This window comes from Streptomyces huasconensis, from assembly GCF_021028635.1.
GTDB classification, from domain to species: domain Bacteria; phylum Actinomycetota; class Actinomycetes; order Streptomycetales; family Streptomycetaceae; genus Streptomyces; species Streptomyces huasconensis.
On sequence record NZ_CP086119.1, the window covers coordinates 7,961,041 to 7,984,878 of the forward strand.

Annotated in this window: 18 protein-coding genes; 8 read left to right on the forward strand and 10 right to left on the reverse strand. The window is 71.2% G+C overall.

What is annotated here, in order from left to right; translation table 11 throughout:
* Positions 1 to 13 precede the first annotated feature (13 nt).
* Positions 14 to 511: an EF-hand domain-containing protein gene (locus J2N69_RS36470; protein ID WP_330166850.1), complete on the reverse strand. Its 498-nt coding sequence runs from the start codon at positions 509 to 511 to the stop codon at positions 14 to 16.
* A gap of 272 nt (positions 512 to 783) precedes the next feature.
* On the opposite strand from J2N69_RS36470, the gene J2N69_RS35405 reads away from it, so the two are divergent.
* Complete coding sequence (locus J2N69_RS35405; RefSeq protein WP_127911535.1) at positions 784 to 1,299, forward strand: lytic polysaccharide monooxygenase auxiliary activity family 9 protein; 516 nt, start codon at positions 784 to 786, stop codon at positions 1,297 to 1,299.
* Positions 1,300 to 2,570: 1,271 nt separating this feature from the next.
* On the opposite strand, the gene J2N69_RS35410 is transcribed toward J2N69_RS35405, so the two are convergent.
* Positions 2,571 to 2,993, reverse strand: coding sequence for a hypothetical protein (locus tag J2N69_RS35410; protein ID WP_230904385.1), 423 nt, complete (start codon positions 2,991 to 2,993; stop codon positions 2,571 to 2,573).
* Positions 2,994 to 3,150: 157 nt separating this feature from the next.
* Between J2N69_RS35410 and J2N69_RS35415 the strand changes: the two genes are divergently transcribed.
* Positions 3,151 to 3,906 carry a maleylpyruvate isomerase family mycothiol-dependent enzyme gene (locus J2N69_RS35415; protein ID WP_230904386.1) on the forward strand — a complete coding sequence of 252 codons (756 nt, stop codon included), beginning with the start codon at positions 3,151 to 3,153 and terminating at the stop codon, positions 3,904 to 3,906.
* Positions 3,907 to 4,135: 229 nt separating this feature from the next.
* Here the strand turns inward: J2N69_RS35415 and xdhC are convergent, their stop codons facing one another.
* From xdhC to J2N69_RS35430, 3 genes are read right to left on the reverse strand one after another with little or no spacing between them, the layout of a single operon-like run.
* Complete coding sequence (gene xdhC, locus J2N69_RS35420) at positions 4,136 to 4,972, reverse strand: xanthine dehydrogenase accessory protein XdhC (RefSeq protein ID WP_230904387.1); 837 nt, start codon at positions 4,970 to 4,972, stop codon at positions 4,136 to 4,138.
* Position 4,973: 1 nt separating this feature from the next.
* Positions 4,974 to 7,469, reverse strand: coding sequence for a xanthine dehydrogenase molybdopterin binding subunit (xdhB, locus tag J2N69_RS35425; RefSeq protein WP_230904388.1), 2,496 nt, complete (start codon positions 7,467 to 7,469; stop codon positions 4,974 to 4,976).
* Complete coding sequence (locus J2N69_RS35430; protein ID WP_230905011.1) at positions 7,466 to 8,950, reverse strand: xanthine dehydrogenase small subunit; 1,485 nt, start codon at positions 8,948 to 8,950, stop codon at positions 7,466 to 7,468. Before J2N69_RS35430 ends, xdhB begins: the two co-directional genes overlap by 4 nt.
* 618 nt (positions 8,951 to 9,568) lie before the next feature.
* On the opposite strand from J2N69_RS35430, the gene J2N69_RS35435 reads away from it, so the two are divergent.
* The 6 genes from J2N69_RS35435 (at position 9,569) to J2N69_RS35460 (ending at position 14,998) form a co-directional block, all read left to right on the forward strand.
* Positions 9,569 to 10,750 carry an FAD-dependent monooxygenase gene (locus J2N69_RS35435; RefSeq protein WP_230904389.1) on the forward strand — a complete coding sequence of 394 codons (1,182 nt, stop codon included), beginning with the start codon at positions 9,569 to 9,571 and terminating at the stop codon, positions 10,748 to 10,750.
* A complete protein-coding gene (locus J2N69_RS35440; protein WP_230904390.1) occupies positions 10,750 to 12,273 on the forward strand; it encodes a hypothetical protein in 1,524 nt (507 codons plus the stop codon). Before J2N69_RS35435 ends, J2N69_RS35440 begins: the two co-directional genes overlap by 1 nt.
* Positions 12,274 to 12,388: 115 nt before the next feature.
* Positions 12,389 to 13,111, forward strand: coding sequence for a hypothetical protein (locus J2N69_RS35445; RefSeq protein ID WP_230904391.1), 723 nt, complete (start codon positions 12,389 to 12,391; stop codon positions 13,109 to 13,111).
* The gene (locus J2N69_RS35450; protein WP_230904392.1) at positions 13,098 to 13,727 is read left to right on the forward strand and encodes a Fic family protein; all 630 of its coding nucleotides are present in this window, start codon (positions 13,098 to 13,100) and stop codon (positions 13,725 to 13,727) included. The genes J2N69_RS35445 and J2N69_RS35450 overlap by 14 nt, the downstream gene beginning before the upstream one ends.
* A gap of 133 nt (positions 13,728 to 13,860) precedes the next feature.
* Entirely contained in the window at positions 13,861 to 14,397 is a 537-nt protein-coding gene (locus J2N69_RS35455; RefSeq protein WP_230904393.1) for a metallophosphoesterase family protein, read from the forward strand.
* Positions 14,398 to 14,578: 181 nt separating this feature from the next.
* Positions 14,579 to 14,998 (forward strand): VOC family protein, encoded by a 420-nt coding sequence (locus J2N69_RS35460; protein WP_230904394.1) that lies wholly within the window; start codon positions 14,579 to 14,581, stop codon positions 14,996 to 14,998.
* A 610-nt stretch (positions 14,999 to 15,608) separates the two neighbouring features.
* Here the strand turns inward: J2N69_RS35460 and J2N69_RS35465 are convergent.
* The 5 genes from J2N69_RS35465 to J2N69_RS35485 all read right to left on the reverse strand — a co-directional run bounded on the left by J2N69_RS35465 (position 15,609) and on the right by J2N69_RS35485 (position 23,809).
* Positions 15,609 to 16,976: an FG-GAP and VCBS repeat-containing protein gene (locus tag J2N69_RS35465; RefSeq protein ID WP_230904395.1), complete on the reverse strand. Its 1,368-nt coding sequence runs from the start codon at positions 16,974 to 16,976 to the stop codon at positions 15,609 to 15,611.
* 514 nt (positions 16,977 to 17,490) lie between these two features.
* Positions 17,491 to 18,873 carry an MFS transporter gene (locus J2N69_RS35470; RefSeq protein ID WP_230904396.1) on the reverse strand — a complete coding sequence of 461 codons (1,383 nt, stop codon included), beginning with the start codon at positions 18,871 to 18,873 and terminating at the stop codon, positions 17,491 to 17,493.
* Positions 18,874 to 19,013: 140 nt separating this feature from the next.
* Positions 19,014 to 20,741: a tannase/feruloyl esterase family alpha/beta hydrolase gene (locus J2N69_RS35475; RefSeq protein WP_230904397.1), complete on the reverse strand. Its 1,728-nt coding sequence runs from the start codon at positions 20,739 to 20,741 to the stop codon at positions 19,014 to 19,016.
* Positions 20,742 to 20,890: 149 nt separating this feature from the next.
* Positions 20,891 to 22,768 carry a helix-turn-helix domain-containing protein gene (locus J2N69_RS35480; RefSeq protein ID WP_230904398.1) on the reverse strand — a complete coding sequence of 626 codons (1,878 nt, stop codon included), beginning with the start codon at positions 22,766 to 22,768 and terminating at the stop codon, positions 20,891 to 20,893.
* Positions 22,769 to 22,900: 132 nt separating this feature from the next.
* Positions 22,901 to 23,809: a 3-hydroxyacyl-CoA dehydrogenase family protein gene (locus J2N69_RS35485; RefSeq protein ID WP_230904399.1), complete on the reverse strand. Its 909-nt coding sequence runs from the start codon at positions 23,807 to 23,809 to the stop codon at positions 22,901 to 22,903.
* Positions 23,810 to 23,838 lie beyond the last annotated feature (29 nt).

Consider the following 23,838-nt stretch of genomic DNA (forward strand, 5'->3'; position numbering starts at 1 on the left):
CGGGGCGGTGTTCTCAGCGGGCGGTGACCAGGGCTTCGTACATGGGTGAGGTGCCGTCGCTGACCCAGGCGCGGATCGCGCTCAGGTACTCGTCACGGCTGACGCGGCCGTCGCCGTCGGTGTCCAGGGCGTCGAACGCCTGCGCGGCGTTGTCCGCCCTGTTGCCCAGAACCTCGCGCAGCCGCGCGAACTCCGTCCGGGTGAGCATGCCGTCGCCATCGGTGTCGGCGAGGTCGAAGAGGGACCCCAGCGCCTCGCGGCAGACGTCGTCGAAGGTCTCGGCGCCTGCCCAGGCCGCGTACTCGTCGAAGGTGACCTTGCCGTCGCCGTCCGCGTCCATCGCGGAGTAGACGCGCGCGTGCGAGGAGCGGGCCGCGGCCACGAGGGGGTCGCTCACCTCACGGCCCAGCTTCACCGCCGCCCGGTCGGGACGGGCGAGGTACTCCTCGCGGGAGATCACGCCGTCGCCGTCCACATCAAGCATGCGGAAGACGTCTTGCCGTGCGGCCATCACATCCATGTGGTTCCTTTCGCTGCGTTCACGCCGTGGCGGGCGCCGTGAGACATACCCGGACGAAAGCGCGGGACAACCACTCGATGGACTGGAGGTGAGCGGCAGCCGTTGACTCGGCTCCGGACCCGGCTCGGCACCTCGGAATCCTGTGGCCGGAATAGGTCCTTGACCGGAACGAGCCGAAGTCTATGGTCTGGACTAATCGCCCCACGAGAACACTTCACGCCGCACACCCCCCCCACGAAGCGCCGCCCGTGAAGGAGTCACGCATGGACAAGAAGCGGAAGCTGGCCGCGGCGATCGGTGCCGGTATGGCACCCGTCCTCGCCCTCACCCTGCCGACCGGTTCGGCCGGCGCACACGGATACGTCAACGCCCCCGCGAGCCGGCAGGCGCAGTGCGCCGCGCGCACGGTGCCCTGCGGCGACATCAAGTACGAACCGCAGAGCGTCGAGGGCCCCAAGGGCCTGCGCAGTTGCAGCGGCGGCAACGCCAGGTTCGCGGAACTGGACAACGACGCCAAGGGCTGGAAGGTCAGCGACGTCAGCAGGACCCAGACCTTCACCTGGACGTTCACCGCCCGGCACCGGACCGCGAACTACGAGTACTTCGTCGACGGCACGAAGGTCGCCACCATCGACGGCGGCAACCAGCAGCCACCGGCGACCGTGTCGCACCAGGTCAACCTCGGCAACTTTACCGGCAGGCACAAGATCCTCGCGGTGTGGAACATCGGCGACACGTCCAACGCCTTCTACGCCTGTATCGACGTCAACATCCGCTGAACGGGGGGCCGCCGCCCGCAAGTCCGCGCCGACCGGGCTTGCGGTTGCGGTTGGTTGCGGGGTCCGCCCTGACGGGCCGGATCGGACAGCCCCGACGGGACCGGTGGCGGCGGAGAGTCCGCTCACCGGCAGCCCGAGGGCGGCGACGGCGCCGGAGGCGGCGGGCGGCGGGGCGAAGTCGGCGGCCTGCGGCAGGCTCGTATAGACCTGGCGGCTGGCGGCGAGACCGCCGGTCACGTACTTGTCGTACAGCTTGAGCTGGTGGACGGCGCCGGTGACGGCGGGCGGCGCGGCGGCGCTGACTCCGGTGCCGGTGGGCGGGGGAGCGAGGGCGTCCAGGGCCGGGATGCGGGCGCCGACGGAGAGCAGCCGGGGGTGTGCGGCCAGCCGTCCGGCGGCCGAGAGCTGGGCGGAGGCGGCCTGCGACGGCTCGGCTCCGACCCGCAGATCGGTGATGTCGACCGTGGACTTCTCGTCGGTCGTGCTCCTGTCGGGGGCGAGTTCGAGGCGGCCGGTGGCGGGCAGCGGGAGGTCCTTGGCGGTGTTCTCGTACGTGATGAGGGGGCCCCTCAGGTCGCCGTGGGCGAAGTTGCCCCGGATGAAGACGAGGGGAGCGGTGAAGTGGACGCGGTGGCCGAGCCGGTCATCGGCGCTGAGGGCGAAGGGCAGCGTCGTGGAGGGCGCGTCGGCGCGGTGCACCCAGTAGCCGACCCGATCAAGCGGGTCCCGGCGGAGATCTCGGTGTCGGTCGGCTGGTCGACCCGGACCCGGACGAAGGGGAAGGCCCGGCCGGCGTGGGGGGAGGGCGGCGACGCCCTCGTAGGTGATCTCCGGCTTCAGGACGGTCAGCCGCGTCGACTGGACGAGTCCGAGGTCGAGCCGCCGCTCGGTGCGGGTGGTGACGCGGACCGGGAACCCGAACGGCAGCAGGTAGCCCTGTTCGTCGACCTGGACGACGAGATCACGGCCGCCTGTCGAGCGGTGGTGGTAGCCGGTGACGCCGAGCGCGGGGTCCCAGACCCCGGTGAGGTCGGCATGGGCGCCGAGCGCGGACAGCACGAGCCCGTTGGCGGTCACCGGCCGGGCGCTGGTGGCGTCGTGGATCTGCTGCCGTTGAGGGGCGGTGAGCGAACTGGTGAAGGGTTGCCAGCCTCGCGGGGGCACGACCCCCACCAGGTTCACCGGGCCGTCCTCATGCGGAAGCGTGCCCGCGGGGGCGATCCGGGTGTGCCAGATGCCGGTGGCCCCGGAGCTGCCCGTGACGGGGGCGGTCACGTGCCGCCACACCAGGCCGGCGGAGGCGGGGCCGAAGAAGATGCCCAGACGCATTTGAGGACGGTGCCCGCCGGGGCGGCCTGGAGCGCGGCCCAGGACAGCAGTCCGTCCGCGGTGAACGGCACGGACGTGCCCGAAGGCACGCGCAGGGCGACGGTGCTCTCCCCGGAGTACCGCACCCGTTTGACGCCGATGGACGCCGCCGTCAGGGACGTGGCCTCCTCCAGAGCGGACTGCGGCGGGAAATGGGCGGTGATCGTTCCCGCGGTGCCGGGTGTGCTGGGCCCGAGGACGAAGGCGCCCGCCGTACCCGAGCGGGAGATGTTGGAGAAGGTGAAGTCCAGGACGAGCATGTCCTCGCGGCGGAGGAAGGTGACGGTGGTCCCGTCCATGGGCGTCCCCGAGATTGCGGCGCACATCGGCACCAGCTCCCGTGTCTATGGAACTCAGCCGGGAAGTACACCCCCTTGGGCAAGTACTTAACCGCCGTCAGGGGCCTGCCAGCGGCCGATGTGGTCTCCACCGTGGGCTGGGAACAGGTGAAGGGGACGAAGCGTCGAAACCGATCGGAGACCCATGCCGTACGACGAAGAACGCCATGAAGAAGGCGGTCAGGAAGGCAGCCCCGCCGCGCTCCTGCCGCTGCTGCGCACCAGCGTCGACCGGCTGCTCTCGACCGCGGCCGCGTTGTCGGACGAGGACGTACGGGCGCCTTCCCTGCTGCCCGGCTGGACCCGCGCCCATGTCCTGACGCACCTCGCCCGCAGCGCGGACTCGCGTACCCGGCTGCTCACCTCCGCCCGTACGGGCGCCGACGTGCCGCAGTACGCCGACGACGAGCAACGGGAGCGGGAGATCGAGGAGGGCGCCGGACGGCCCGCCGACGCTCTCCTCGGCGACCTGGACACCGCGCTCCGCCGCTTCCTGGCGGCCGCCGTCGACCACCCCTCGGACGCCTGGGACGTGCCGGTGCGCTGGCTGGGGGCCGGTCTGCGCCCGGTGCGCCGGGCCGTGGGCAGCATGCTGCGCGAGGTGGAGGTGCACCACACCGACCTGGCCACCGGTCACGGTCCGGCCCGCTGGCCCGCCTGGTTCGTCGCCCGCGAACTGGAGACGACCACCGCGCGACTGCGCGCCGACCCCAAAGCCCCGCCCATGACGGTGTGCGCGGACGAGGACCAGGTCCTTCGGGTGGTCGGTGACGGGCAGGGGCCGCGCGTGACCGGGCCGGCCGCGGAACTGCTGGGGTGGCTCACCGGGCGGAGCGACGGGCACACGCTGACCGTCGACCCGCAAGGCGCCCTGCCGGTCCTGCCGGTCTGGCGGAGCTGACCGTTGCAGCGGTTCGGCACGTCTCCGCAGGCGTGCCACCGAAGGCCTTCGACCGCGAGCTCCACCAGGGCCGCGACATGGTCGAAGGCCGCGTCAGCCGTGCGCCGGTTCGTCTCGGCAGGACTGGGCCTTGATCCGACTCTCCTTGGGCCGGGCCTCACCCATGCCGCGCTCATACGCGGTGGGCAGGCGAATAAGGGCGCATGGGTGACGCACAGGCCCGCCCGCTTCACCTCCCTTCAACACGCGCCGGCCCCTCACCCCCCTGGGACTCGAAGGTGCGCAGGAGATCCGCGGCGACGCTCACGGCGATCGTCGCGGGTTCCTTGCCGGTGATGTCCGTCAGCCCTATCGGGGTCTTGATCCTGTCGATGGTGGCGTCGTCGTGGCCGCCCTCGTGGGAGAGGCGTTTGCGGAAGCGCGCCCACTTGGCCGCCGAGCCGATCAGGCCGATCGAGCCGAGGTGGGTGGTGCGCAGGGCCGCGTCGCAGAGAGCGGCGTCCTCGGCGTGGTCATGGGTCATGATCAGGATGTGGGTGCCGTGCGGCAGGGCCTCCAGCACCTCCTCGGGCAGCAGCGGCGTGTGGTGCACGTGTACGTGCGCCACCGCGTCCGCCAGTGCGTCGAGCCGCCCAGGTGTGAGCATGTCCGCGCGGCTGTCGACCAGATGGAGGTCGAGGTCCTGGCGGGCCAGGATGCGCGCGAGTTCGAGACCGACATGGCCCATGCCGAAGACGGCCACCGCCCGTACCACCGGCAGGGGTTCGAGCAGTACCGAGACCGTGCCGCCGCAGCACTGCACGCCATGCCGGTTGGTCACCTTGTCGTTCAGGGCGAAGTCCATCAGCTCCGGCTCCGCCGTGGCCGCGGCGAGCATCTCCCGGGCCCGGTCGATCGCGACGGCCTCCACATTGCCGCCACCGATCGAGCCCCAGGTCTCGTCGCGCCCCACCACGAGTTTCGCGCCCGCGTCGCGCGGGGCGTGACCGCGCACAGTCGCGACGGTGACCAGCACGCCGGGCTCCCGGCGTGCCCGCAACCGCGTGACCGCGGCGATCCACGTCATGTCAGGCACCGTTCAGTGCCGCGGCTCCGGCCGCCCGGCCCCGGCCGTCGACGTTGCCGGCATCGGCGTTGACGGCATCGGCGTCCCCAGAGCCGGCCATCCCGCCCTCGGCGTTCCCGCCCTCGGCCGACGCGTCGGGCACGTGCCCCCCCGAGGTGGCCGCCGACGCGCCCCGCGCCGCCTCGATCGCCCAGAACACGGCCTCCGGCGTCGCGGGCGAGGCCAGTTCGACGCCGACCCCGTCCGGCCCGAACGCGGCGGCGGCCTGGCGCAGCGCCTCGCGTACCGAGAACGCCAGCATCAGCGGCGGCTCGCCCACCGCCTTGGAGCCGTAGACCGCGCCCTCCTCGGTGGCGTGTTCGAGCAGCGTCACGTTGAACTCCTCGGGCATCTCCGAGAAGCTCGGCAGCTTGTAGGTGCTCGCCGCCTGGGTCAGGAGCCGGCCGCGGTGAGGGCCGTCGCCGGTGTCCCAGCGGAGGTCCTCCAGCGTCAGCCAGCCCGCGCCCTGCACGAAGCCGCCCTCCACCTGACCGATGTCGATCATGGGGGAGAGGCTGTCGCCGACGTCGTGCACGATGTCGACTCGCCGGATGCGGTAGGCGCCGGTGAAGCCGTCGACCTCCACCTCGGTGGCGGCGGCCCCGTGGGCGAAGTACTTGAACGGCGAGCCCCGGAACGTCTTCGCGTCCCAGTGCAGGCCCTCGGTCCGGTAGAAGCCCGCGGCCGACAGCTGGACCCGCTGGAAGTAGGCGGTGCGCACCAGGTCGTCCCAGGCCACCTCCTGGTCGCTGCCCAGGGCCCGCGCGACGCCCTCGACGATGCGTACGTCCGAGGCGTTCGCGCCCAGTTGGGTGGCGGCCACCTGCAGCAGCCGTTCGCGCAGCTGCTCACAGGCGTTCTTGATCGCCCCGCCGTTGAGGTCGGTGCCCGCGCTGGCCGCGGTGGCGGAGGTGTTGGGCACCTTGTCCGTGCGCGTCGGGGCGAGGCGCACCTTGTGCAGCGGGATGCCCAGGGTGGTCGCGGCCACCTGCATCATCTTGGTGTGCAGGCCCTGGCCCATCTCGGTGCCGCCGTGGTTGATCAGGACCGAGCCGTCCTTGTAGATCAGCACCAGAGCGCCGCCCTGGTTGAAGGCGGTGAGGTTGAACGAGATGCCGAACTTGATGCCGGTGACGGCCAGCGCCCGCTTGGTGTGCGGGTGCGCGGCGTTGAACGCGGCGATCTCGCGCCGGCGGTCGGCGACACCGGCGCTGTCCTGCACCTGCTGCCAGACCGCGGAGATCCGCTCGGCCTGCGTGACGGGCTGTCCGTACGGTGTCGTCTGGCCCTGGCCCGGCCGGTAGAAATTGCGTTCCCGCAACACCATGGGGTCAAGACCGAGCTTCGGTGCGCAGCGGCCCAGGATGTCCTCGATCACCAGCATGCCCTGCGGGCCGCCGAAGCCGCGGAAGGCGGTGTTGGAGACCGTGTTGGTCCTGGCGATGCGGCCCGCCACGCGGGCGTGGGGAATCCAGTACGTGTTGTCGATGTGGCACAGCGCCCGGGCGAGGACCGGCTCGGAGAGGTCGAGGCTCCAGCCGCCGTCGGCGACCAGGGTGGCGTCCAGGGCCTGGATGCGGCCCTCGGCATCGAACCCGATCTTCCAGGTGGCGTGGAAACCGTGCCGCTTGCCGGACATGGTCAGGTCCTGCGTCCGGTTGAGCCGGAAGCGGACCGGCCGGCCGGTGAGCTTGGCGCCGAGCGCGGCGACGGCCGCGAACCCGTGCGGCTGCATCTCCTTGCCGCCGAAGCCGCCGCCCATCCGCAAGCACTGCACGGTCACTTCGTGCGCGGGAACGCCGAGCACGTGCGAGACGATGTCCTGGGTCTCCGAGGGGTGCTGGGTGCTGCTCTGGATGAACACCTGACCGTTCTCGTCGATCTGGGCCAGCGCCGCATGTGTCTCCAGGTAGAAGTGCTCCTGTCCGGCGAACTGGAACTCACCGCTGAACACGTGTGCGCTGTCGGCGAAGCCCGCCTCGATGTCACCGGTCTCCATCAGGGGCCGGGCCCCGTGGTAGCTGCCGGCCTCGATGGCTTCCCGCAGTGTGACCAGGGAAGGCAGTTCCTCCAGGTCCACCTCGACGGCGGCCGCGCCGAGCCGGGCCGCTTCCAAGGTCTCGCCGAGGACCCAGGCGACCGCGTGGCCGTGGAACATGACCTCGTCGGGGAAGAGCGGCTCGTCGTGCTTCATGCCCGCGTCGTTGACGCCGGGCACGTCGGCACCGGTCAGCACGCGCACCACGCCCGGCACGGCGAACGCGGGCTCGGTGCGCAGCGCGGTGATCCTGCCGCGGGCCTTCATGACCTGGACCGGGTAGGCGTGCAGGACGTCCTTGGTGCGCTGGACCAGGTCGTCGGTGTAGAGCGCGGCGCCGGTGACATGCTGGACGGCGCTCTCGTGCGGGATCGAGACACCGACGACGGGCTTCTCGGGACGCTGGGACAGATGACTCATGACGACACCGCCTCGGTGGTCTGTGCGTGCAGTTTCAGCAGGCTCTGGCCGAGCATCGCGGAACGGTAGAGGGCGCTGGCGCGGTGATCGCTCATCGGCGTGCCCTCCCCGCGCAGCACCCGGGCCGCGGCTTCGGCGGTCCGCGCCGACCACGGCTTGCCCTCCAGGGCCGCCTCGGTGGCCAGGGAGCGGATGGGCGTGGCGGCCACACCGCCCAGGCCGATACGTGCCGTGCGTACGAGCCCGTCCTCGATGCCGAGCGCGAAGGCGACGGCCACGCTGGAGATGTCGTCGAAACGCCGCTTGGCGATCTTGTGGAAGGCCGTGACGGGTGCCAGCGGCAGCGGGACGCGCACCGCGCGGATCAGCTCCCCCGGCCGGCGCACACTCTGCCGGTAACCGGTGAAGTAGTCCGCCAGCGGCACCACGCGTTCGCCGTCGGCGTCGGTGAGCACCAGCGACGCGTCGAGTGCGAGCAGGACCGGCGCGCTGTCACCGATGGGCGATCCGGTGCCCAGGTTGCCGCCGAGCGTCGCGCTGTTGCGGATGAGCCGGGAGGCGAACTGCGGGAAGAGTTCGGCGAGCAGCGGGACGTCGCCGTCCAGACGGCGCTCGATCTCGGTGAGCGTCAGTGCCGCGCCGATCTCGATGTGGTCGGACTCGACGCGCAGCTCCCGCAGTTCGGGCAGCCGGTCGATGGCGATGACGCAATCCGCCCGTCGGGCACGGATGTTGACCTCGACGCCCCAGTCGGTGGAGCCGGCGACGACGACGGCGTCGGGCCGTTCACGCAGCACCCTCAGGGTCTCGGCCAGGGTGCTCTTGCGCAGGAACACCGCGCCGTCCCGGGCGTGTTCGGTGGTGACCGGCGCGGGCGGGGGCAGTTCGCGGCGCCGGGCCAGCGGGTCGTCGTCGGTGGGTGCCCCGACGGCGAACGCGGCGTCACGGATGGGGCGGTAGCCGGTGCAACGGCACAGGTTTCCGCTGAGGGCGTGCAGGTCGAAGCCGTTGGGCCCATGTTCGGCGTCTGCGCTCTGAGCCGTCCCCGTGGCGGCGGCGGAATGCTCGCAGCGGCCCGGGCGGTAATACTCCGCGGCCATGCTGCAGACGAACCCCGGTGTGCAGTAGCCGCACTGGGAGCCGCCGCGGACCGCCATCTCCTCCTGTACGGGATGCAGGGCGGGCGCCGTGCCGGGCTCACCGGCCGTCGCGAGCCCTTCGGCGGTGACGATCTCCTGGCCGTCGAGCGCCGCGGCCGGAACCAGGCAGGCGTTGACCGCCACCCAGTCGGTGGGCTTGTGCACCCCGGGGCGGGCCACCATGACGGAACAGGCGCCGCACTCGCCCTCCGCGCAGCCCTCCTTGGTGCCGGTGAGGCCGCGCTCGCGCAGGAAGTCCAGCGCCGTGGTGTGGGGTGCGCACGGTGAGATCGGTGTCTCCGTCCCGTTCACCGTCATCCGCGCCCCGGTCGTGCCGGGCATCGGTTCGGGCGTCCGTTCCGGTGCGTGCTCGGTCGCATTCATGTTCGCCAATTTCAGGCAGCTTTCTGTGTTCAGACGCGCCTCACCGGAGCGGCGGGCGCAGCAGGGCACGGGACAGCGACGTGCCGGAAGGTGGTGGTGACGGTAAACCCGGAGAGTGCCGCAGCGGGGCACATCAGAACGGCGTACTCAGCAGCCGTGCGCGATCCGGCCCGGAACCCAGGCGGTGCACTGGGCGAGACGACCGAGGTCAGAGCTGGTGCGCATCTGCTGGTCGCCTCCATTCGAAGCCAGGGGTCAGTGGGATCGGAACCTAGTGGCTGTGTCGCCGCAGGTCAAGGGTTCCTGCCCTTGCGTACGGCGCGGCTGGCCCTCCTGGGAGACATACGTGTGGAGGCGACGGGGACGGCAGCGCGGGAGTGCGCGTACCGCGCGTTCATCGTGCCGGCACGTGGCTGGCCCGCCTCAACTTCTCCGACGGGCGTCTGCCACCATGCTGCTTCAAGGTGTCACTCGGATGGGGGGCGTGCCGAGCGTGTGTTCGCTGGAGTACCGGAGCGAACGGCCGCCGTTCCGGGGCGGCACCCTCACAAGAACGTAAAGGTGAAGCGAGGGCCCATGCCACAGCGCGCAGCGACCATCGTCGGCGGCGGGATCGGTGGTCTGGCCGCGGCCATCGCCCTGCACCAACAGGGATGGCACGTCGAAGTCCTGGAAAAGGCACCGGAGTTCACCGAGATCGGCGCCGGCATCTCCCTGTGGCCGAACGCGCTGCGCGCACTCGACACCCTCGGCCTGGCCGACACCGTACGAGCACTCGGTGCCGAAGAGGCCACGGGCGGCGTGCGGGACCGCAGGGGCCGCTGGCTTTCTCGTACGGACAACGCGGAGCTGGCCCGACGCTTCGGTCACCCGCTGGTGGTCCTGCATCGGGCAGAGCTGCTGCGGGCGCTCCGGGAGGCCCTGCCCTCCCGGAGCCTGAAGCCGGGCAGCGAGGTGTCGGGCGTCCGCGAAGAGGGCGGCCGCCTGGTCGTCGACCATCGCAACGGCGAGTCCCTGGCCGACCTCGTGGTCGCCGCCGACGGTCTGCGCAGCCCCGTTCGCCGGGCCCTCTGGCCCGCGGCCCCCGCCCCGCGCTACGCCGGTTACACCGCCTGGCGCGCGGTGACCGAGCCCCTCGCCGAGCCACCTGCCGAGGGCGCGGTGACCTGGGGGCGCGGGGAGAGGTTCGGTTTCACGGCGCTGCCGGGCGGTCGTACGTACGTCTTCGCCACAGTGACGCTGCCCCAGGCGACGGCCCTGGGCACGTCCGAGTACGCGGAGCTGCTGCGCCGGTTCGGGAACTGGCCGGATCCTGTCCCGGCCTTGCTGGCCGCCGTCCCTCCCGACGCGGTACTGCGGCACGATCTGTACGACCTGCCGCCCCTGTCCACCTTCGTCCGCGGCCGGGTCGCGCTGCTGGGCGACGCGGCACACGCCATGACCCCCAACCTGGGCCAGGGCGCGTGCCAGGCGCTGGAGGACGCCGTCACCCTCGCCCACTGTCTCGGCACCACCGCCGGCACCGACGCGGCGCTGCGCTCGTACGACCGACTGCGCCGCCCCCGGACCCAGGCCATCACGCGTCGCTCCGCGCGCCTGGGCACGGTCGGCCAGCTGGCCTGGCCACCTGCCGTGCTGCTCCGCGACGCGGCCGCGCGGCTGCTCCCGGCACGGGCCACTCTGCGGTCCATGGCGCCGGTGCTCCACTGGAGCCCGCCCGGCACCCACGCTCCCGCCACGGCGGGGGAGGGCCGCTGATGCCCGACTGGACCTACCACCCGCTGCGCGGCGCCGCGGCCGCCGTACTCGGCCGACGCCGCTCCCAGCTGACCGCGCTGCGGTTGCTGGCCTCCATCGGCTCCCGCCCCGGAGGCGCCCGGCTGATCGCGCGGGGCTTCGGGCACCGCCATCCTCCCGAGCGGCTCGCCGGAAAGGTCGCCGGCGTGCCCGTGGCCGTGCGCCTCGGCATATCCGTTTCGCCCCCGCTCGCCCGTGACGTGATACGCGCCATGCCGCCGCTGGGAGCCGGCTTCGTCGAGGTGGGGCCCGTCGCGGCGGCCGACATCGAGACCGTGCGCGAGGCCGCCGCCGACCGCTCGATCCCCGTGGTGGTGCGCGCCGCCGACCCGGAAGCCGAGGCCGCCCTGGGTTCCCACGTCGACGGGTTCACCCACGACGACGACGCGCACCTCGTACGCGTCGGTGACCCGTCGGTCACCGCGGCGGCGACCGTTCTGGCGGAACCGGGAGCCGCGGTGCTCGCCGGCCCCGAGGTGCTCGTCGCGGCGGGTCCCGGCTGGTTCGCACGCGTCACCGAGGCGGCCACACCCACCACGCCCGCCCCACGGTTGCGGGACGTCGGCCGCGACCCCCGGCGCTGGCCCGCCTGGTGGTGGGGGCTGCTCGTCGGACTCGGCATGACCGGCGCCGGGTTCGGCGCGGCCGTCATCACCCTGGGGCCCGTGCTGCTCTGGTACGACCGCGACTACCTCGGGATGACGGTCCACGAGCTGCACGCCGCCAACCACCATCTCGTGCACTTCCTCCAGCACGACCGCATCACGATGGCGGGCACGATGGTGGCCATCGGCGCCCTCTACACCGGCCTCGCCGTGGGCGGCATCAGACGCGGGTGGCCCTGGGCCCGCGAGGTGTACCTGCTCTCCGGGGCGGTCGGCTTCCCCACCCTGCTGTACTTTCTGGCCACCGGGTTCGTGGAACCCCTGCACGCGGCCACCAGCGTCGTGCTGTTCCCGATGTACGTGGCGGCGGTCCGCCGCGCCCCGCACACACCGAGGTGGCGCCCGGTGCCCGAGGGACCGGAGCCGGAGCGCCGAAGGGCGCTGATCGGACAGCTGCTGATGATCGTCACCGGGGCGGGCCTTTTCGTCGGCGGAGCGGTGATCTCCGTGGTCGGCCTGACCGGTGTCTTCGTACCGAGCGACCTGACCTTCATGGGAATCAGCACCGCGTCGCTGGACGGCGTCAACCCCCGCCTGGTCCCCTTCATCGCGCACGACCGCGCGGGCTTCGGCGGCGCGTTGATGTCGGCCGCGGTCGCCATCGTGCTGCTCAGCGCGTGGGGCTGGCGGCGGGGCGAGGCGTGGGTCTTCTGGACCTTGGCGGCGGCCGCCGCCGCGGGCTTCCTGCCCGCCGTCGTGGTGCACGGAGCGATCCATTACACGGATTTCCTCCACCTGGCGCCGGTGTACTTCGGCATCGCACTGACCGGGACGGCTCTCCTGCTGGCCCGCCCGTACCTCTGCGCCAAGACGCGGTGAAGCCGTTCGCGACGCGCGGTACTTCGGGCCGAGCTGATGGGTCGATCACCTCGAACAGAAAGAGTGGCCAGCGCTGACGTACCACCGCGACACCTCGCCCTTCCCCGAGGACCGGGTGCCTGTCATCACCTACGAGGACATCCGGAACTGGAGTGACTTCGACCCGACCCGCCACCCGTTCGCCTGGGACGAGGACGAGGAGGCCCGCTTTCGCTCACTGGTCCGCGAGTGGGTGCCTCCCGTGCTCTCCGGTCAGGCCGGCTGGTGGCAGGGCGAGCGCTGGTGCGAACGTCAGGTCGACGCGATCATCCGGGAGCGATACGGCCCCTGGGCCTGGGGCTGGAACTGGTGCTACCTCGACGGCGGACCCATCGGTGGCTGGGTCAGCGGGCCGACCTCGGTGACGACCCCTGAGGAGACCGCGACACGCGTCGTGGCCGCGCTGTTGGAGTGGCGGGAGTGGTTGGAGCGGACGGCTGAGCGGTTCGCCGAACTGGCGCCACCGCCGGACGCCTCACCCGAGGACCGCAGCTGGCACCTGGAGCGGGCCTGCGTCCGGCTCGTGACGCACGTACTCGACTCGGGAGCGGAGGGCGGCTGGCACGGGCAGGCCTCGATAGTTCTGGGCTGGTTCCTCACCCACGCCGGCATGGACCAGGCCGAGGCGGGGCGAGCGGTGGAGAGCGCGATCGGCGGCCGGTTCGAGAGCTGGGTCACCCCCGAACGGACACTGATCGAATCCGTCGGCGAGGACCTCGCCGTCGGCCTCACCGGCCATGCCCCCTACCACGACCACCGCGAGAGAGCGGCTTTGGAGGATCTCCATGACCGCCGCTGACAGTCTCGCGGTCTGGCTGCGCGTGCGTCGTGAGACCGACTGGCGACACGCACCGGCCCTCCGACGGGTCCCGCCGTCGAGCGACGGCTTCCAGGCCTGGTGCGAAGGGCCGGTGTGCCGCCGCGACCCCGTGCGCGCCGAGCGGCTGCTCGCCGCCCACGCCGTGGCCCGGTCCGATGCCGCACGCCGCGCGCCACTGACCTTCGCCCTGCTGGCCGGCTGGCAGCGCGAGGTCCTCGGCGTGCGAGAGGCACCGTTCCGCGTGACGGATGCCCACGCGAAGGCCGGCCGCGAGCGTTACGGGCTGACGCCGCGTACCCAGGCCGACTTCGCCGCTTGCCTGCGCGAGGCGACCACCCCGGACCTCCCACTGGCGGCTCGCGCGGCCCGCGCCTATCTCGACGTGGCGTTCTTCCACCCCTTCACGGATGGCAACGCCCGCGCCGCCCTGCTGACCTTGGTCCACGTCCTGGCCCGGGAAGGCGTCGTCCTCTCCCAGGTCGGCCCCCTTCAGACCACGCGCTACGCGGATGATCCGAGGGGCGCCGCCGACCTCGCCACGCTCATCGGGGTGCTTCATCACCGCGGGGCGGGCGGGAGTGGTGACGCTCCCTGACCGTGCAGGGCCGAGTCGCTCGCCGAAGTGGTTCGGGGCAGGCTGGGAGGGGTGGCCAGCGGGCGCCGATCGTCGTGTCGGCGGCTTCCCGGGGGTCCCGCTGTGAGAGGACTGCGAGAGGAGAAGACAGTAGATGGACGATGACACGCACGGTATGGCGGCCCGCCGAGTACGGCTGCTGCTTGTCTCGGACACCCATGTGCCGCTGCGCGCCAGGCGGCTCCCCGACGAGCTGCTGCGCGCGGTGGACCGGGCCGATGTCGTCATCCACGCCGGTGACTGGGTCGACGTGGCCACGCTGGACCTGCTGGAGGGACGCGCACGCCGCCTGGTCGGCGTGTTCGGCAACAACGACGGCGCCGAACTGCGCGCGCGGCTGCCGGAGGTGGCCCGCGTCCGGCTGGGTGGCCTGCGGTTCGGCGTCGTCCACGAGACGGGGGCGGCCCGCGGCCGGGAGGCGCGCTGCGCCGCGCTCTACCCCGACCTCGACGTCCTGGTCTTCGGCCACAGTCACATCCCCTGGGACACCGAGGCGCCCGGCGGGCTGCGCCTGCTGAACCCGGGCTCGCCGACGGACCGCAGGCGGCAGCCATACCGTACGTACATGACGTGTGTGGCGGCGGACGGAGCCCTCGGCGAGGTCGTACTGCACCGCCTGCCGACGCGCTGACCGTTCCGTGCCGCGGCCGGCGCGAGGGGCCTGGAAGGTGAGTTGCGAAAAAAAGTCCTCCGAGGGCCGATGAGTTTGGCCGCGGCCCGCCGTCTATCCCTGCGTAACAAGCATCCGATGCGTCACAGGCATCCGATACTTCACGAGTAACAACGATCTCTTCGAAACAGGAGTGGACGGCATGACGGAGCACGCCTACCAGCAGATGGTCTTCATCAACCTCGCCACCAAGGACATCGACGCGGCGAAGAAGTTCTACACGGAGCTCGGATACACCATCAACGCGCAGTTCAGCGACGAGAACACCGCGTCCGTGGTGATCAGTGACAGCATCGTGGTCATGCTGCTCTCCGAGAACAAGTTCCAGCAGTTCGCCTCGAAGCCGATCGCCGACGCGAGGGTCGCCAATGAGGCACTGATCTGTCTGAGCGCCGAGAGCCGCGAGGCGGTCGACGAGCTGTGCGACCGCGCACTCGCCGCCGGCGGCTCACCCGCGAAGGACCCCCAGGACTACGGCCAGATGTACGGCCGTTCCTTCCAGGACCCGGACGGTCACCACTTCGAGGTCATGTGGATGGACCCGGCGGTGGTGCAAGGCTGACCCGAGGTTGCGTCGACGTCCTGGACAGCGACGATGCCGGTATCGACACCACTTCCGTACGGGGTGACTGCGGTACCGGCACCAGCAAGAACAACTCGATGCCCTCACCGGGCACGTCCACGCGTTCGGGAAGACGCTCACCTAGGTTCTCTCCGCCGGATCATGTGACTTTCCGGCCGGGGCGCTCGCCCGGATGGCCGGGGCCACCCTCATGCACCACGTGCGCGGCCTCGACCACACCCGCGGCCACGTCGCCGGCGGCACCGCCGGCTTCCCCGAGCGCGCGCCGTACGACCGGACCGTTGCCTGGTGCATACCGCCGCCGCTGCGAACGCATGGCGGGCCAAGTCACCAACTGCGGCCTCAATGTCGCCTGCTCCCGATCGCGACCGTGCTCGACGTGACTGTCCAGCAAAGATCCCGAGGGAGACCCTCGACCTCGCACCGAGCCATACGCCGAGGCGAGCTGAAGCGTGCGTTCTGGGGGCTTTCGGCGTCACCCCCGCCCTCGCCCGCGGAGCGGAGGGTCGGGCCCCCCACCGGTGCCGGGGCCCGGGCGGGGAGCATGACGGCTCCCGCCCCGGCCGTGTCACCGGGCTTCTCGGAAGGGCTACTGCAAGAAGCTGCTGATGGGTGCCGCGTCGTACTTCCTCGCACCCGATGTGGTGATGCCGGTGGGCGAACCGGGCAGCCGTGCGCTGTCGGCGCCGTTCACATACAGGTCAGCCGTTCCGTCGCCTTCGGTGTCGCGCAGCCGCACCAGGGCACCGAACTGGTCGTCGGACGTCAACGGGCCCGGCACACCGGGGGTGTTGCGGGCGAACCACTGTGAACCGGCGCCGGACAGGCCGCCCTTTCGGCCCTTGAACACGTGTACGCCGCCCGCGTAGTCGTGGCCGTCGATCTCCTCGCCCCGCGCGCCGACCGCGAGGTCCGCGTAGCCGTCGCCGTTGGTGTCGCCTGCCGAGATGGATGAGCCGAACTCGTCGTCGTTCTCCGGGGACCCCATCACGCCGCTCGTCGTCTGGGTGAGGCGGGCGCTTCGGGACGGGCCGCCTGCCGAGCCGTACCAGACGCTGACGCGGCCCTTGTGCCGGGAATAGAGGGAGGTGCCGATGGCTATGTCGCCGTAGCCGTCCTTGTCGAAGTCGGCGATGACACCGTCGCCGCCGCGATCGGTGCTGCCGCCGTTACTGGCCTCGGATTCCAGGCGCAGGGTCTTGCCCGGGGTGAGCGCGCTCGCGCCTCCCTTGATGAACCAGGCGTCGGACGCGATCTTCTCGGGGTTGACCACGTCGCCGATGATCGCGAGGTCGGTCTTCTTGTCGCCGTTGACCTTGCCGGAGATCAGGGCGGTGGCAGAGAAGGCTGCCGTCTTGTCGAGCTTGGTCACGGTGCCTGTGGCGCCGGAGCGCTTGAGCGGGCCGCGGTAGACGTAGGTCTTGGACTCGTTGATGACGGCCAGGTCCTGCTTGCCGTCCCCGTTGAAGTCGCCGGTCGCGAGGTCTTTGCCCATCTGGTTGTAGCGGCCCGGGCTTTTGTTCGGGAGCGTCGTGCCCTTGGACAGGCCGGAGGCGGAGCCCCACAGGATCGTCACGGCACCCTCGTCGGCGCCGCGGGAGCCGTTCTCGCCGGTGGCGCCCACCGCGAGGTCGCCGTAACCGTCGCCGTCGAAGTCCGCGGCGGCCCGTACCTCGCCGAACATGTCGTCGGCCTCGTCGGCGCCGGGCACGCCCGGGCTCGCCTGGGTGATGCGCTGCTCCCTGGAGCCGGGGCCGGCGGCGGTGCCGAAGACCACGGTGACGCCGCCGCCGTCTCTGGCGCTGAAGCTCGAATACGCGTAGTCGCGGTAGCCGTCGCCGTTGAAGTCGTCGCCGTGCTTGGCGGGCGCGGCGCTCGCTGCCGCGCCGGGCAGGGTGAGGGGGGTCAGGCCCGCCACCAGGAAGGTGGTGAGCGTGGCTGTTGTGCGGATGCGCATGGGTGTTGCGGTTCCTTGCGTGTCGAGAGGCGGAGCGGGTGAGAAGGTGAGGCGGTGGGGTTGGGTTGGCTGGTGATCCGGCGCCGAGGCGAGATACGTGGCCGGGTGGCGCGCGGGTTCAGCGAAGCTGAGACCGCTGCCGGGGCTGAAAGGTTGTACGGGACGCCGTCTTCCTCCGCTCGGCACTGGGCGATGCTGGGTACTGGGCGATGCTCTGCGCGGGCGGAGTGGGTAGCGGGTAGTGGGTAGTTGTTAAGCGCCGTCTGCTTTGCCGGGCGTGCGCGGCCGGGGCAGCCGGCTGTTGCCGCGGGGGCCAGCCGTAGCGGGATCGCCTCCGGGCCTGCTCGTGCTCGCGTACGGCCGAAGCGGCCGCCCTGGACTTCACGCACAGCATCAGCGGGCGTCGTGTTTCTCTGCGTACGCCCGCTGGCTCGATGGGCAGGTCAGGGCCGGCTCTGCCGGGGGTGATCCGGACACCAGATACCTCAGCCCTCAGCCCTCAGGCTTCAGACGTTCAAGCCGTACGAACCGGTTCATCACCCGCTGACGTCGGCTCGGCTTCGTACCCTCCTGCCTCGGAAAGATCTCGGCTGCGGGTCTCGTCGGCGCAGCCGAGGGCGATGACGGTGAGCAGGACGGCGGCCATCACGTAAAGGGCGATCGGCGCCGCGCTGTTGTACTCGGCGAGCAGCGCGGTGGCGATGAGCGGGGCCGGGGCTCCGGCGGCCACGGAGGAGAACTGGGCGCCGATCGACGCTCCGGAGTAGCGCATGCGGGTGGCGAACATCTCGGAGAAGAATGCCGCCTGCGGGGCGTACATCGCGCCGTGGAAGAGCAGGGCCACGGTGACGGCAGTGATCATGGCGGGAAAGGACTGCCGGTCGACCAGGGTGAAGAACGGGTAGATCCAGATCCCCATGCCCAGGGCGCCGATGAGGTAGACGGGGCGGCGCCCGATCCTGTCCGAGAGGGCGCCCCACAAGGGGATGGTCACGAAGTGGACGCCGGATGCGATCAGGACGGCGTTGAGTGCGGTCTGTTTGCTGGTGTCGGCGTGCTCGGTCGCGTACACGAGGATGAACGCGGTGACGACGTAGTAGGAGATGTTCTCCGCCATGCGGGTGCCCATGGCGATGAGGACGTCGCGCCAATGGTCGCGCAGCACGGCGAGGATGGGCGGCTTCTCGGCCGCGGCGTGGACGGCCTTGCGGCGTTCGGCTGCTGCCAGGGCGGCTTTGAACACGGGCGATTCATCGACGGAGAGCCGAATCCACAGCCCGACGAGCACCAGCGCGCCGGACAGCAGGAACGGCACCCGCCACCCCCAGGAGTCGAAGGCCGCGTCCGACAGCGTCGCCGTGAGCGTGGCGAGGACACCCGTCGCCAGCAACTGCCCGGCCGGCGCCCCGGTCTGCGGCCAGGAGGCCCAGAAGCCGCGCCGTCGGGCGTCGCCGTGCTCGGCCACGAGCAGGACCGCGCCGCCCCATTCGCCGCCCAGGGCGAAGCCCTGGACCAGGCGCAGTGCCGTGAGCAGGAGCGGGGCGGCCGAGCCGACGGTGGCGTGGGTGGGGAGCAGGCCGATCAGGAAGGTCGCGCCGCCCATCATCAGCAGGCTGTACACGAGGAGCTTCTTGCGGCCCAGCCGGTCGCCGAAGTGGCCGAAGACGAGGGCTCCGATGGGGCGGGCGGCGAAGCCGACGGCGTAGGTCAAGAAGGACAGGAGCGTACCGACCAGCGGGTCGGAGTCGGGGAAGAAGAGTTTGTTGAACACCAGTGCGGCGGCGGCGCCGTAGAGGAAGAAGTCGTACCACTCGATGGTGGTGCCGATGAGACTGGCGGCCACGATCTTCTTGAGGCTGCTGGGAGTCTCGGGCTGGACTGCGGGTGGGGACGGCATGTGAGGCACCACTTTCGGGAGGGTGGCGATGTCTGTCTGCGCTCTTGCGTCAGAGTGGGATCGGTGGCCCGCTATCCGTTATGTGCGCGGCGCATACTGATCCTGCGGGGATGTCCTCACCGCGGCCATACCGGGTCGGGTCAGGTCGGGGGCGGCGTGCTGTGACAGGTGAAGCTGTGCGCGGAGGCGGGATCGCCGTGACCGCGGTACTTGGGCCAGGAGGGGTAGGCGCACAGCGGCCGGGTGCGGGCGTCGTGGGCGGGGATGGAGTCGATGACGACAGGCCGTACGGGCGCCTTGCCGGCTTCGGTCCAGCTCTCCAGGGCGCTGAGCGAGTCGTAGCTCGCCGCGAAGGACGCGTCGACGTTGACGTGGTTGGCGCCGGGGATGAGGTAGAGACGGGCGAAGGCGCCGGTGGCACGTGCACCCATGTGTGCGTGGACGCGTCGGAAGTATTCGACGGTGGAGCGGTGGCTGACGAGTTCGTCGGCGGTGCCGTGCAGCAGGAGGAGCTTTCCGCCTGCCTCGGCGAAACGGCGCAGGTCGGGGTCGTTGACGTCCTGTAGGGCGGAGAGACGGCTGATGCGCTGCTGCCAGGGGCCGGGGCGGCGGGGGTTCACGGCCAGCGCGTCGTGTGCCGGGTCGCGGGTGACGAAGTAGCGTGCCCACTGGTCCCAGAACTGGACGCCGTAGCCGCTGTCCTTCGGCATCGGATGGCCGGGGGCGCGGGTGCCCACGCCCAGCAGGGGAGTGCTCATGTCGGCGCCCGAGAGGAAGGGAAAGCCGGGATAGCCCCGCTCACCGCTGGCCAGGCGGTATTTCCAGCGCAGTGGCGAGGAGAGCGCCTCGACGGCGCGGATCTGGCGATCCGACAGACAACTGCCGGTGTCCCTCGCGTCCTTGCCGCCCGGGCAGCGCAGGGTGCGGGGCTGGAAGCGGCAGCCCGCCTCGTGGGAGATCACGCCGTCGCGCAGGCCGTCGTCACCGTCACAGGATGTGATGACGGCGCGGTGCAGAAGCGCCTGTTCGGCCGGGTCGAGGAAGGCCCCAGGACGGGAGAGGAGCTGCGCCTCGTAGCCGAAGAAGAGGTTGAGGCTCGCGGCGTTCCAGGCGAGGTAGGCGGCGATGACGCCGTCGAAGTCGGTGGGCCATCGCTGGGCGACGGCGAGTCCTTCGCGTCCGCCGCTGGAACCGCCGGCGAAGTACGTGTGGGCGGGGGCGGTGCCGTAGTGCGTGCGGATGATGTGGCGCGCGGCGTCGTGGGTCTTTTTCAGCGCGTCGCCGGCGAAGTTGCGCACGGCCTCGTCATTGAGGCCGAAGGAGCCGTCCAGGGAGGGGGTCGGTGTGAAGTCGGGGGCCGCCTGGTGGCCGGAGTCGCCGGCGTAAGTGGCGTAACCACGGGCCAGTGGGCGCGGGTGGCCGACCGGGCCGAAGGGGACGTTGCCCGTGACATCGGGGATGGTGCCGTCGTAGCCCCCACCGCCGAACATCATCGACTTCTTGTTCCACTGCCGGGGCAGCGCGACGCGCAAAGTGATGTCGGGAGCCGTGGGGTCCACCGGGTGGATGACGGCCTCGACACGGCAGTACGCGCCGGTCGCCGAAGAGCCACTGTCCGAAGAACCACTGCCCGTAGAGCCGCTGCCCGAAGAGTCACCGCCCGAAGAGCCGCTGCCCGAAGGGAAGATGGTGTCCGCCGCTCTCACCTCACCGCCCCCGGTGGGCAGTCCGATCACGGAGGCGGGCAGCCGCAGGCCGCGCAGGCTGCCGCAGTCGGCCGGTTGCCGGGCGGCGTGTGCTGCCGGAGGCGGGAGGGTGCCGCTGCCCAGAGCGCAGGCGAGCACTGTCGCGGCGATGGTCTTCTTCATGGCGTCTCCGTCGCTGATGCCTCGTGCCTCGTGTCTCGTGCCTCATGTCACGAGGCGCAAAGGCTACGAAGCGTGCCGCCATGGACGGTATGGGCCGGACGCACATAGGGGCGCCCTGTGAAGTGTGCCCGCGCCCCGGGGGAGGGGCCCTACGACTTGCTCACTTTCAGCAGGCGCAGGGCGACCTGGATCTCCAGGAGCCGTTCCGGGTCGCGCCAGGTGGCGCCGAGGAGCCGGCCCACCCGGCCCAGGCGCTGGGTGACGGTGTTCACGTGCAGGTGCAGCAGGTGTGCGGTGTTGCGGGCGTGCTGACCGGTGCGGCAGTACGTGTCGAGTGTGTGGACCAGGTCGGAGTGGTGGGTGCGGTCGTACTCGATGACCGGGCCGATGACGGAGTCGATGAACGAGGCGGTGGCCGGCTCGCCGCTGAAGAGGGCTCCCACGAAGCCGAGTCCGCGGGTGTCGGCGATCTCGCCGGCTCTGCCGAGGGCGATCAGGGCGTGCAGGCAGTTGTCCGCCTCGTGGAAGGCGGCGGCGACGTGGCCGACGTCCGCGGCTCGCGCCGTGCCCGCGGTGATCGGGTGGCGTGAGGTCCGCGCGAGTTCGTCGACGGCCCGGCGCGCCACGCACTGCGTGTCCTCTCCGGGCAGCAGCAGGATGACGTTGTCGCGCCGGAACGTGGCGAGGCCGTGGGAGCGTCGGGCGATGGTCGCGGCGGCGGCACGGACGCGCTCGCGCGGTTCGTCGGCGACCCGGGCCACCACCACGGTGCGGCAGGTGGCGAGGTCGACACCGAGCAGGGCGGCCCGGTGCCGCAGCAGGTCGTGGTCCTTGCCGGAGGTGGCCAGCAGGTCGCCGAGCAGTTCTCCGCGTACGCGCGCTTCGGCCTCCGCCATGCGTCTACGGGTGACGAGCACGAGGGAGGCCACCAGGGCGGCCCTCTCCAGGATGCGCCGGTCGGTGACGTCGACCTGTGCGGTGGCGCTCAGGATGATCGTGCCGAGCGGCTCGGATTCGGTGATCAGGGGGACGGCGCACCGCGTCGCGCGGATCACGGTGTGTCCGGCCTGCCAGGCGTCCGCGCTGAGCCGGCCGAGTTCGTCGGCCGGTACCGCCTCCTGGCCGCAGGACCGGGCCACGACAGTGCCTTCCTCGTCGAGTACGACCACCGTGCCCGCGACCGCGGCCGCGGTCGCCTGGACGACTTCGTCGACGTCGTTGCCCTGGATCACCAGCCGGGTGAGGCGTTCGTGGACCTCGGCGGTGCGTTCCAGGTCGGCCATGTGGGAGCTGATGGTGTCGTTGGCGACCCGCAGCTCCGCCACGGCCTGCTGGGCGGCGCTGAGCAGACGGTTGTTCTCGATCGCCACGGCCGCGTGTGAGCCGAGCATGGTCAGAACGCTGATGTCCCGGCTGCTGAACTCCTGTTGACTGCGGTGTGCGGCCAGGAGGACTCCGATCACCCCTTGGCTGAGTTTGACCGGCACTCCCAGCAGGGACTCGATCCGCTCGGCGGCGACCGTTCTGTCGATCTCGGGGGTGTGGGCGAAGGATCGGTCGGTGAGATACGTGGCGACGGCGTACGGTTCACCGGTCCGCGCGACGATCCCTCCCACGCCGGTGCCGACGGGCAGCCGCAGTTCGCGCAGCAGGCCGGAGATGTTGCCGGCGGCCGCTTTGATGTAACTGTCGCCCCGGCCGCGGTCGCTGAGGCTGATGTAGGCCAGGTCGCACTCGAGCAGCCGCCGTGCGCGGTCGGCGATCGCCTGGAGGATGGAGTCCAGATCCCGCAGGGAGGCCAGGTCGTTCGCGGTGTCGTTGAGCAGGTGGAGCTCCGCCTCGTTGCGGCGGTGGCGCAGAAGCCTGTCCCGCAGACGCAGCGCGACGGCTCGTTCCTGCTCCAGCGCGTCGAGCCGGTCAGTCGGCTCCCCCTTGGCGCGGGCCTGCGCCAGTATCTCGTCGAAGGCGTCGATCTCGGTGTCATTGAGCAGCAGTTGCAGGTACGACGTGCCGTAGGTGTGTGCCATCGATCCTCCCGTCGAGCCGTGCTCCAGGCGGCCCGGCAAGTATGGCGCCGTAACGAGGCAGAGACACCGCGGAATAGGTATCGCGGGGAAGAACTGAGGGCAGGCACTGAGGGAAGGGCGCCGCGGGGCGCCCTACGGCTGGGCGAGGTTGCGGCGGATGCCGTTGTCCAGGCGCTGTGCCACTTCTTCGCCCCGCCCGGCCTGCCAGGTCAGCAGCCCGGCTCCGGAGGCGCGGCCTCGATGGCCGGCGCTGAGAGGCTTGTCGAGCGCGGGAAAGGTGACAGCGGCCGAGAGATGGGGCGCCAGGGCGTCGAGGATGTTCCTGGTCAGGTCCAGCCCGATGAAATCCGCGTTCTCCATGGGGCCCACGGCCGCCCAGCGCAGGCCCAGGCTCGACCGCACGACCGTGTCGATCGTCGCCGGGTCGCAGACTTCCTGCTCCAACAGATGCAGGGCCTCCCGTACCAGTGCGAACTGGAGCCGGTTGCCGATGAACCCCGGGACGTCGCGGTGCAGGCGCACGGTCGTCTTGCCCATGCCGTTCAGTGCGTCGCAGGCTTCTTGTACGAACCGGTGGTCGGTTTCCGCGCCCGGGGCGACCTCGACGAGCGGAACGAGGTAGGGCGGGTTCCACCAGTGCACGCCCACCAGCCGCTGTGGGTGCCGCATGCCTTTGGCCGCCTCGGTGAGCGAGAGCACCGAGGTGTTGGACCACACCGGCAGCACGGCCGGGATCTTGGCCTCCAGCGCTTCAAGGACCTGTTGCTTGACGTCCAGGCGCTCGGGCACGGCCTCGATCACGGTGTCCACCCGCGGCACCAGATCGGCCAGGGTTTCCGCCGCTGTGACGCGTGCGGTGACCAGACCGACATCACCGGGCGGCATGTCGCAGCGTTCCAGGGCCCGCACCATGCGTTCATCGAGCGAGGCCAGCGTCGCGGGGTCCGCGTCGTACACCACCACCCGATGACCTGCCTGGGCGAGGGCGACGGCGATCCCGTGCCCCATGAGTCCGCCGCCGATGATGCCGAACCGGGTCATTGTCTGTCCTCCGAGAGAGCTGGGCGGAT

Excerpts from the sequence above, each read along its gene's own strand:
- J2N69_RS35415 (WP_230904386.1), top strand. The coding sequence starts at position 3,151 with ATGCCGTACGACGAAGAACGCCATGAAGAAGGCGGTCAGGAAGGCAGC.
- J2N69_RS35435 (WP_230904389.1), top strand. The coding sequence starts at position 9,569 with ATGCCACAGCGCGCAGCGACCATCGTCGGCGGCGGGATCGGTGGTCTG.
- J2N69_RS35440 (WP_230904390.1), top strand. The coding sequence starts at position 10,750 with ATGCCCGACTGGACCTACCACCCGCTGCGCGGCGCCGCGGCCGCCGTA.
- J2N69_RS35450 (WP_230904392.1), top strand. The coding sequence starts at position 13,098 with ATGACCGCCGCTGACAGTCTCGCGGTCTGGCTGCGCGTGCGTCGTGAG.
- J2N69_RS35480 (WP_230904398.1), bottom strand. The coding sequence starts at position 22,768 with ATGGCACACACCTACGGCACGTCGTACCTGCAACTGCTGCTCAATGAC.
- J2N69_RS35405 (WP_127911535.1), top strand. The coding sequence starts at position 784 with ATGGACAAGAAGCGGAAGCTGGCCGCGGCGATCGGTGCCGGTATGGCA.
- J2N69_RS35455 (WP_230904393.1), top strand. The coding sequence starts at position 13,861 with ATGGACGATGACACGCACGGTATGGCGGCCCGCCGAGTACGGCTGCTG.
- J2N69_RS35465 (WP_230904395.1), bottom strand. The coding sequence starts at position 16,976 with ATGCGCATCCGCACAACAGCCACGCTCACCACCTTCCTGGTGGCGGGC.
- J2N69_RS35475 (WP_230904397.1), bottom strand. The coding sequence starts at position 20,741 with ATGAAGAAGACCATCGCCGCGACAGTGCTCGCCTGCGCTCTGGGCAGC.
- J2N69_RS35410 (WP_230904385.1), bottom strand. The coding sequence starts at position 2,993 with ATGTGCGCCGCAATCTCGGGGACGCCCATGGACGGGACCACCGTCACC.
- J2N69_RS35430 (WP_230905011.1), bottom strand. The coding sequence starts at position 8,950 with ATGCCCGGCACGACCGGGGCGCGGATGACGGTGAACGGGACGGAGACA.
- xdhC (WP_230904387.1), bottom strand. The coding sequence starts at position 4,972 with ATGACGTGGATCGCCGCGGTCACGCGGTTGCGGGCACGCCGGGAGCCC.
- xdhB (WP_230904388.1), bottom strand. The coding sequence starts at position 7,469 with ATGAGTCATCTGTCCCAGCGTCCCGAGAAGCCCGTCGTCGGTGTCTCG.
- J2N69_RS35460 (WP_230904394.1), top strand. The coding sequence starts at position 14,579 with ATGACGGAGCACGCCTACCAGCAGATGGTCTTCATCAACCTCGCCACC.
- J2N69_RS36470 (WP_330166850.1), bottom strand. The coding sequence starts at position 511 with ATGGCCGCACGGCAAGACGTCTTCCGCATGCTTGATGTGGACGGCGAC.
- J2N69_RS35470 (WP_230904396.1), bottom strand. The coding sequence starts at position 18,873 with ATGCCGTCCCCACCCGCAGTCCAGCCCGAGACTCCCAGCAGCCTCAAG.
- J2N69_RS35485 (WP_230904399.1), bottom strand. The coding sequence starts at position 23,809 with ATGACCCGGTTCGGCATCATCGGCGGCGGACTCATGGGGCACGGGATC.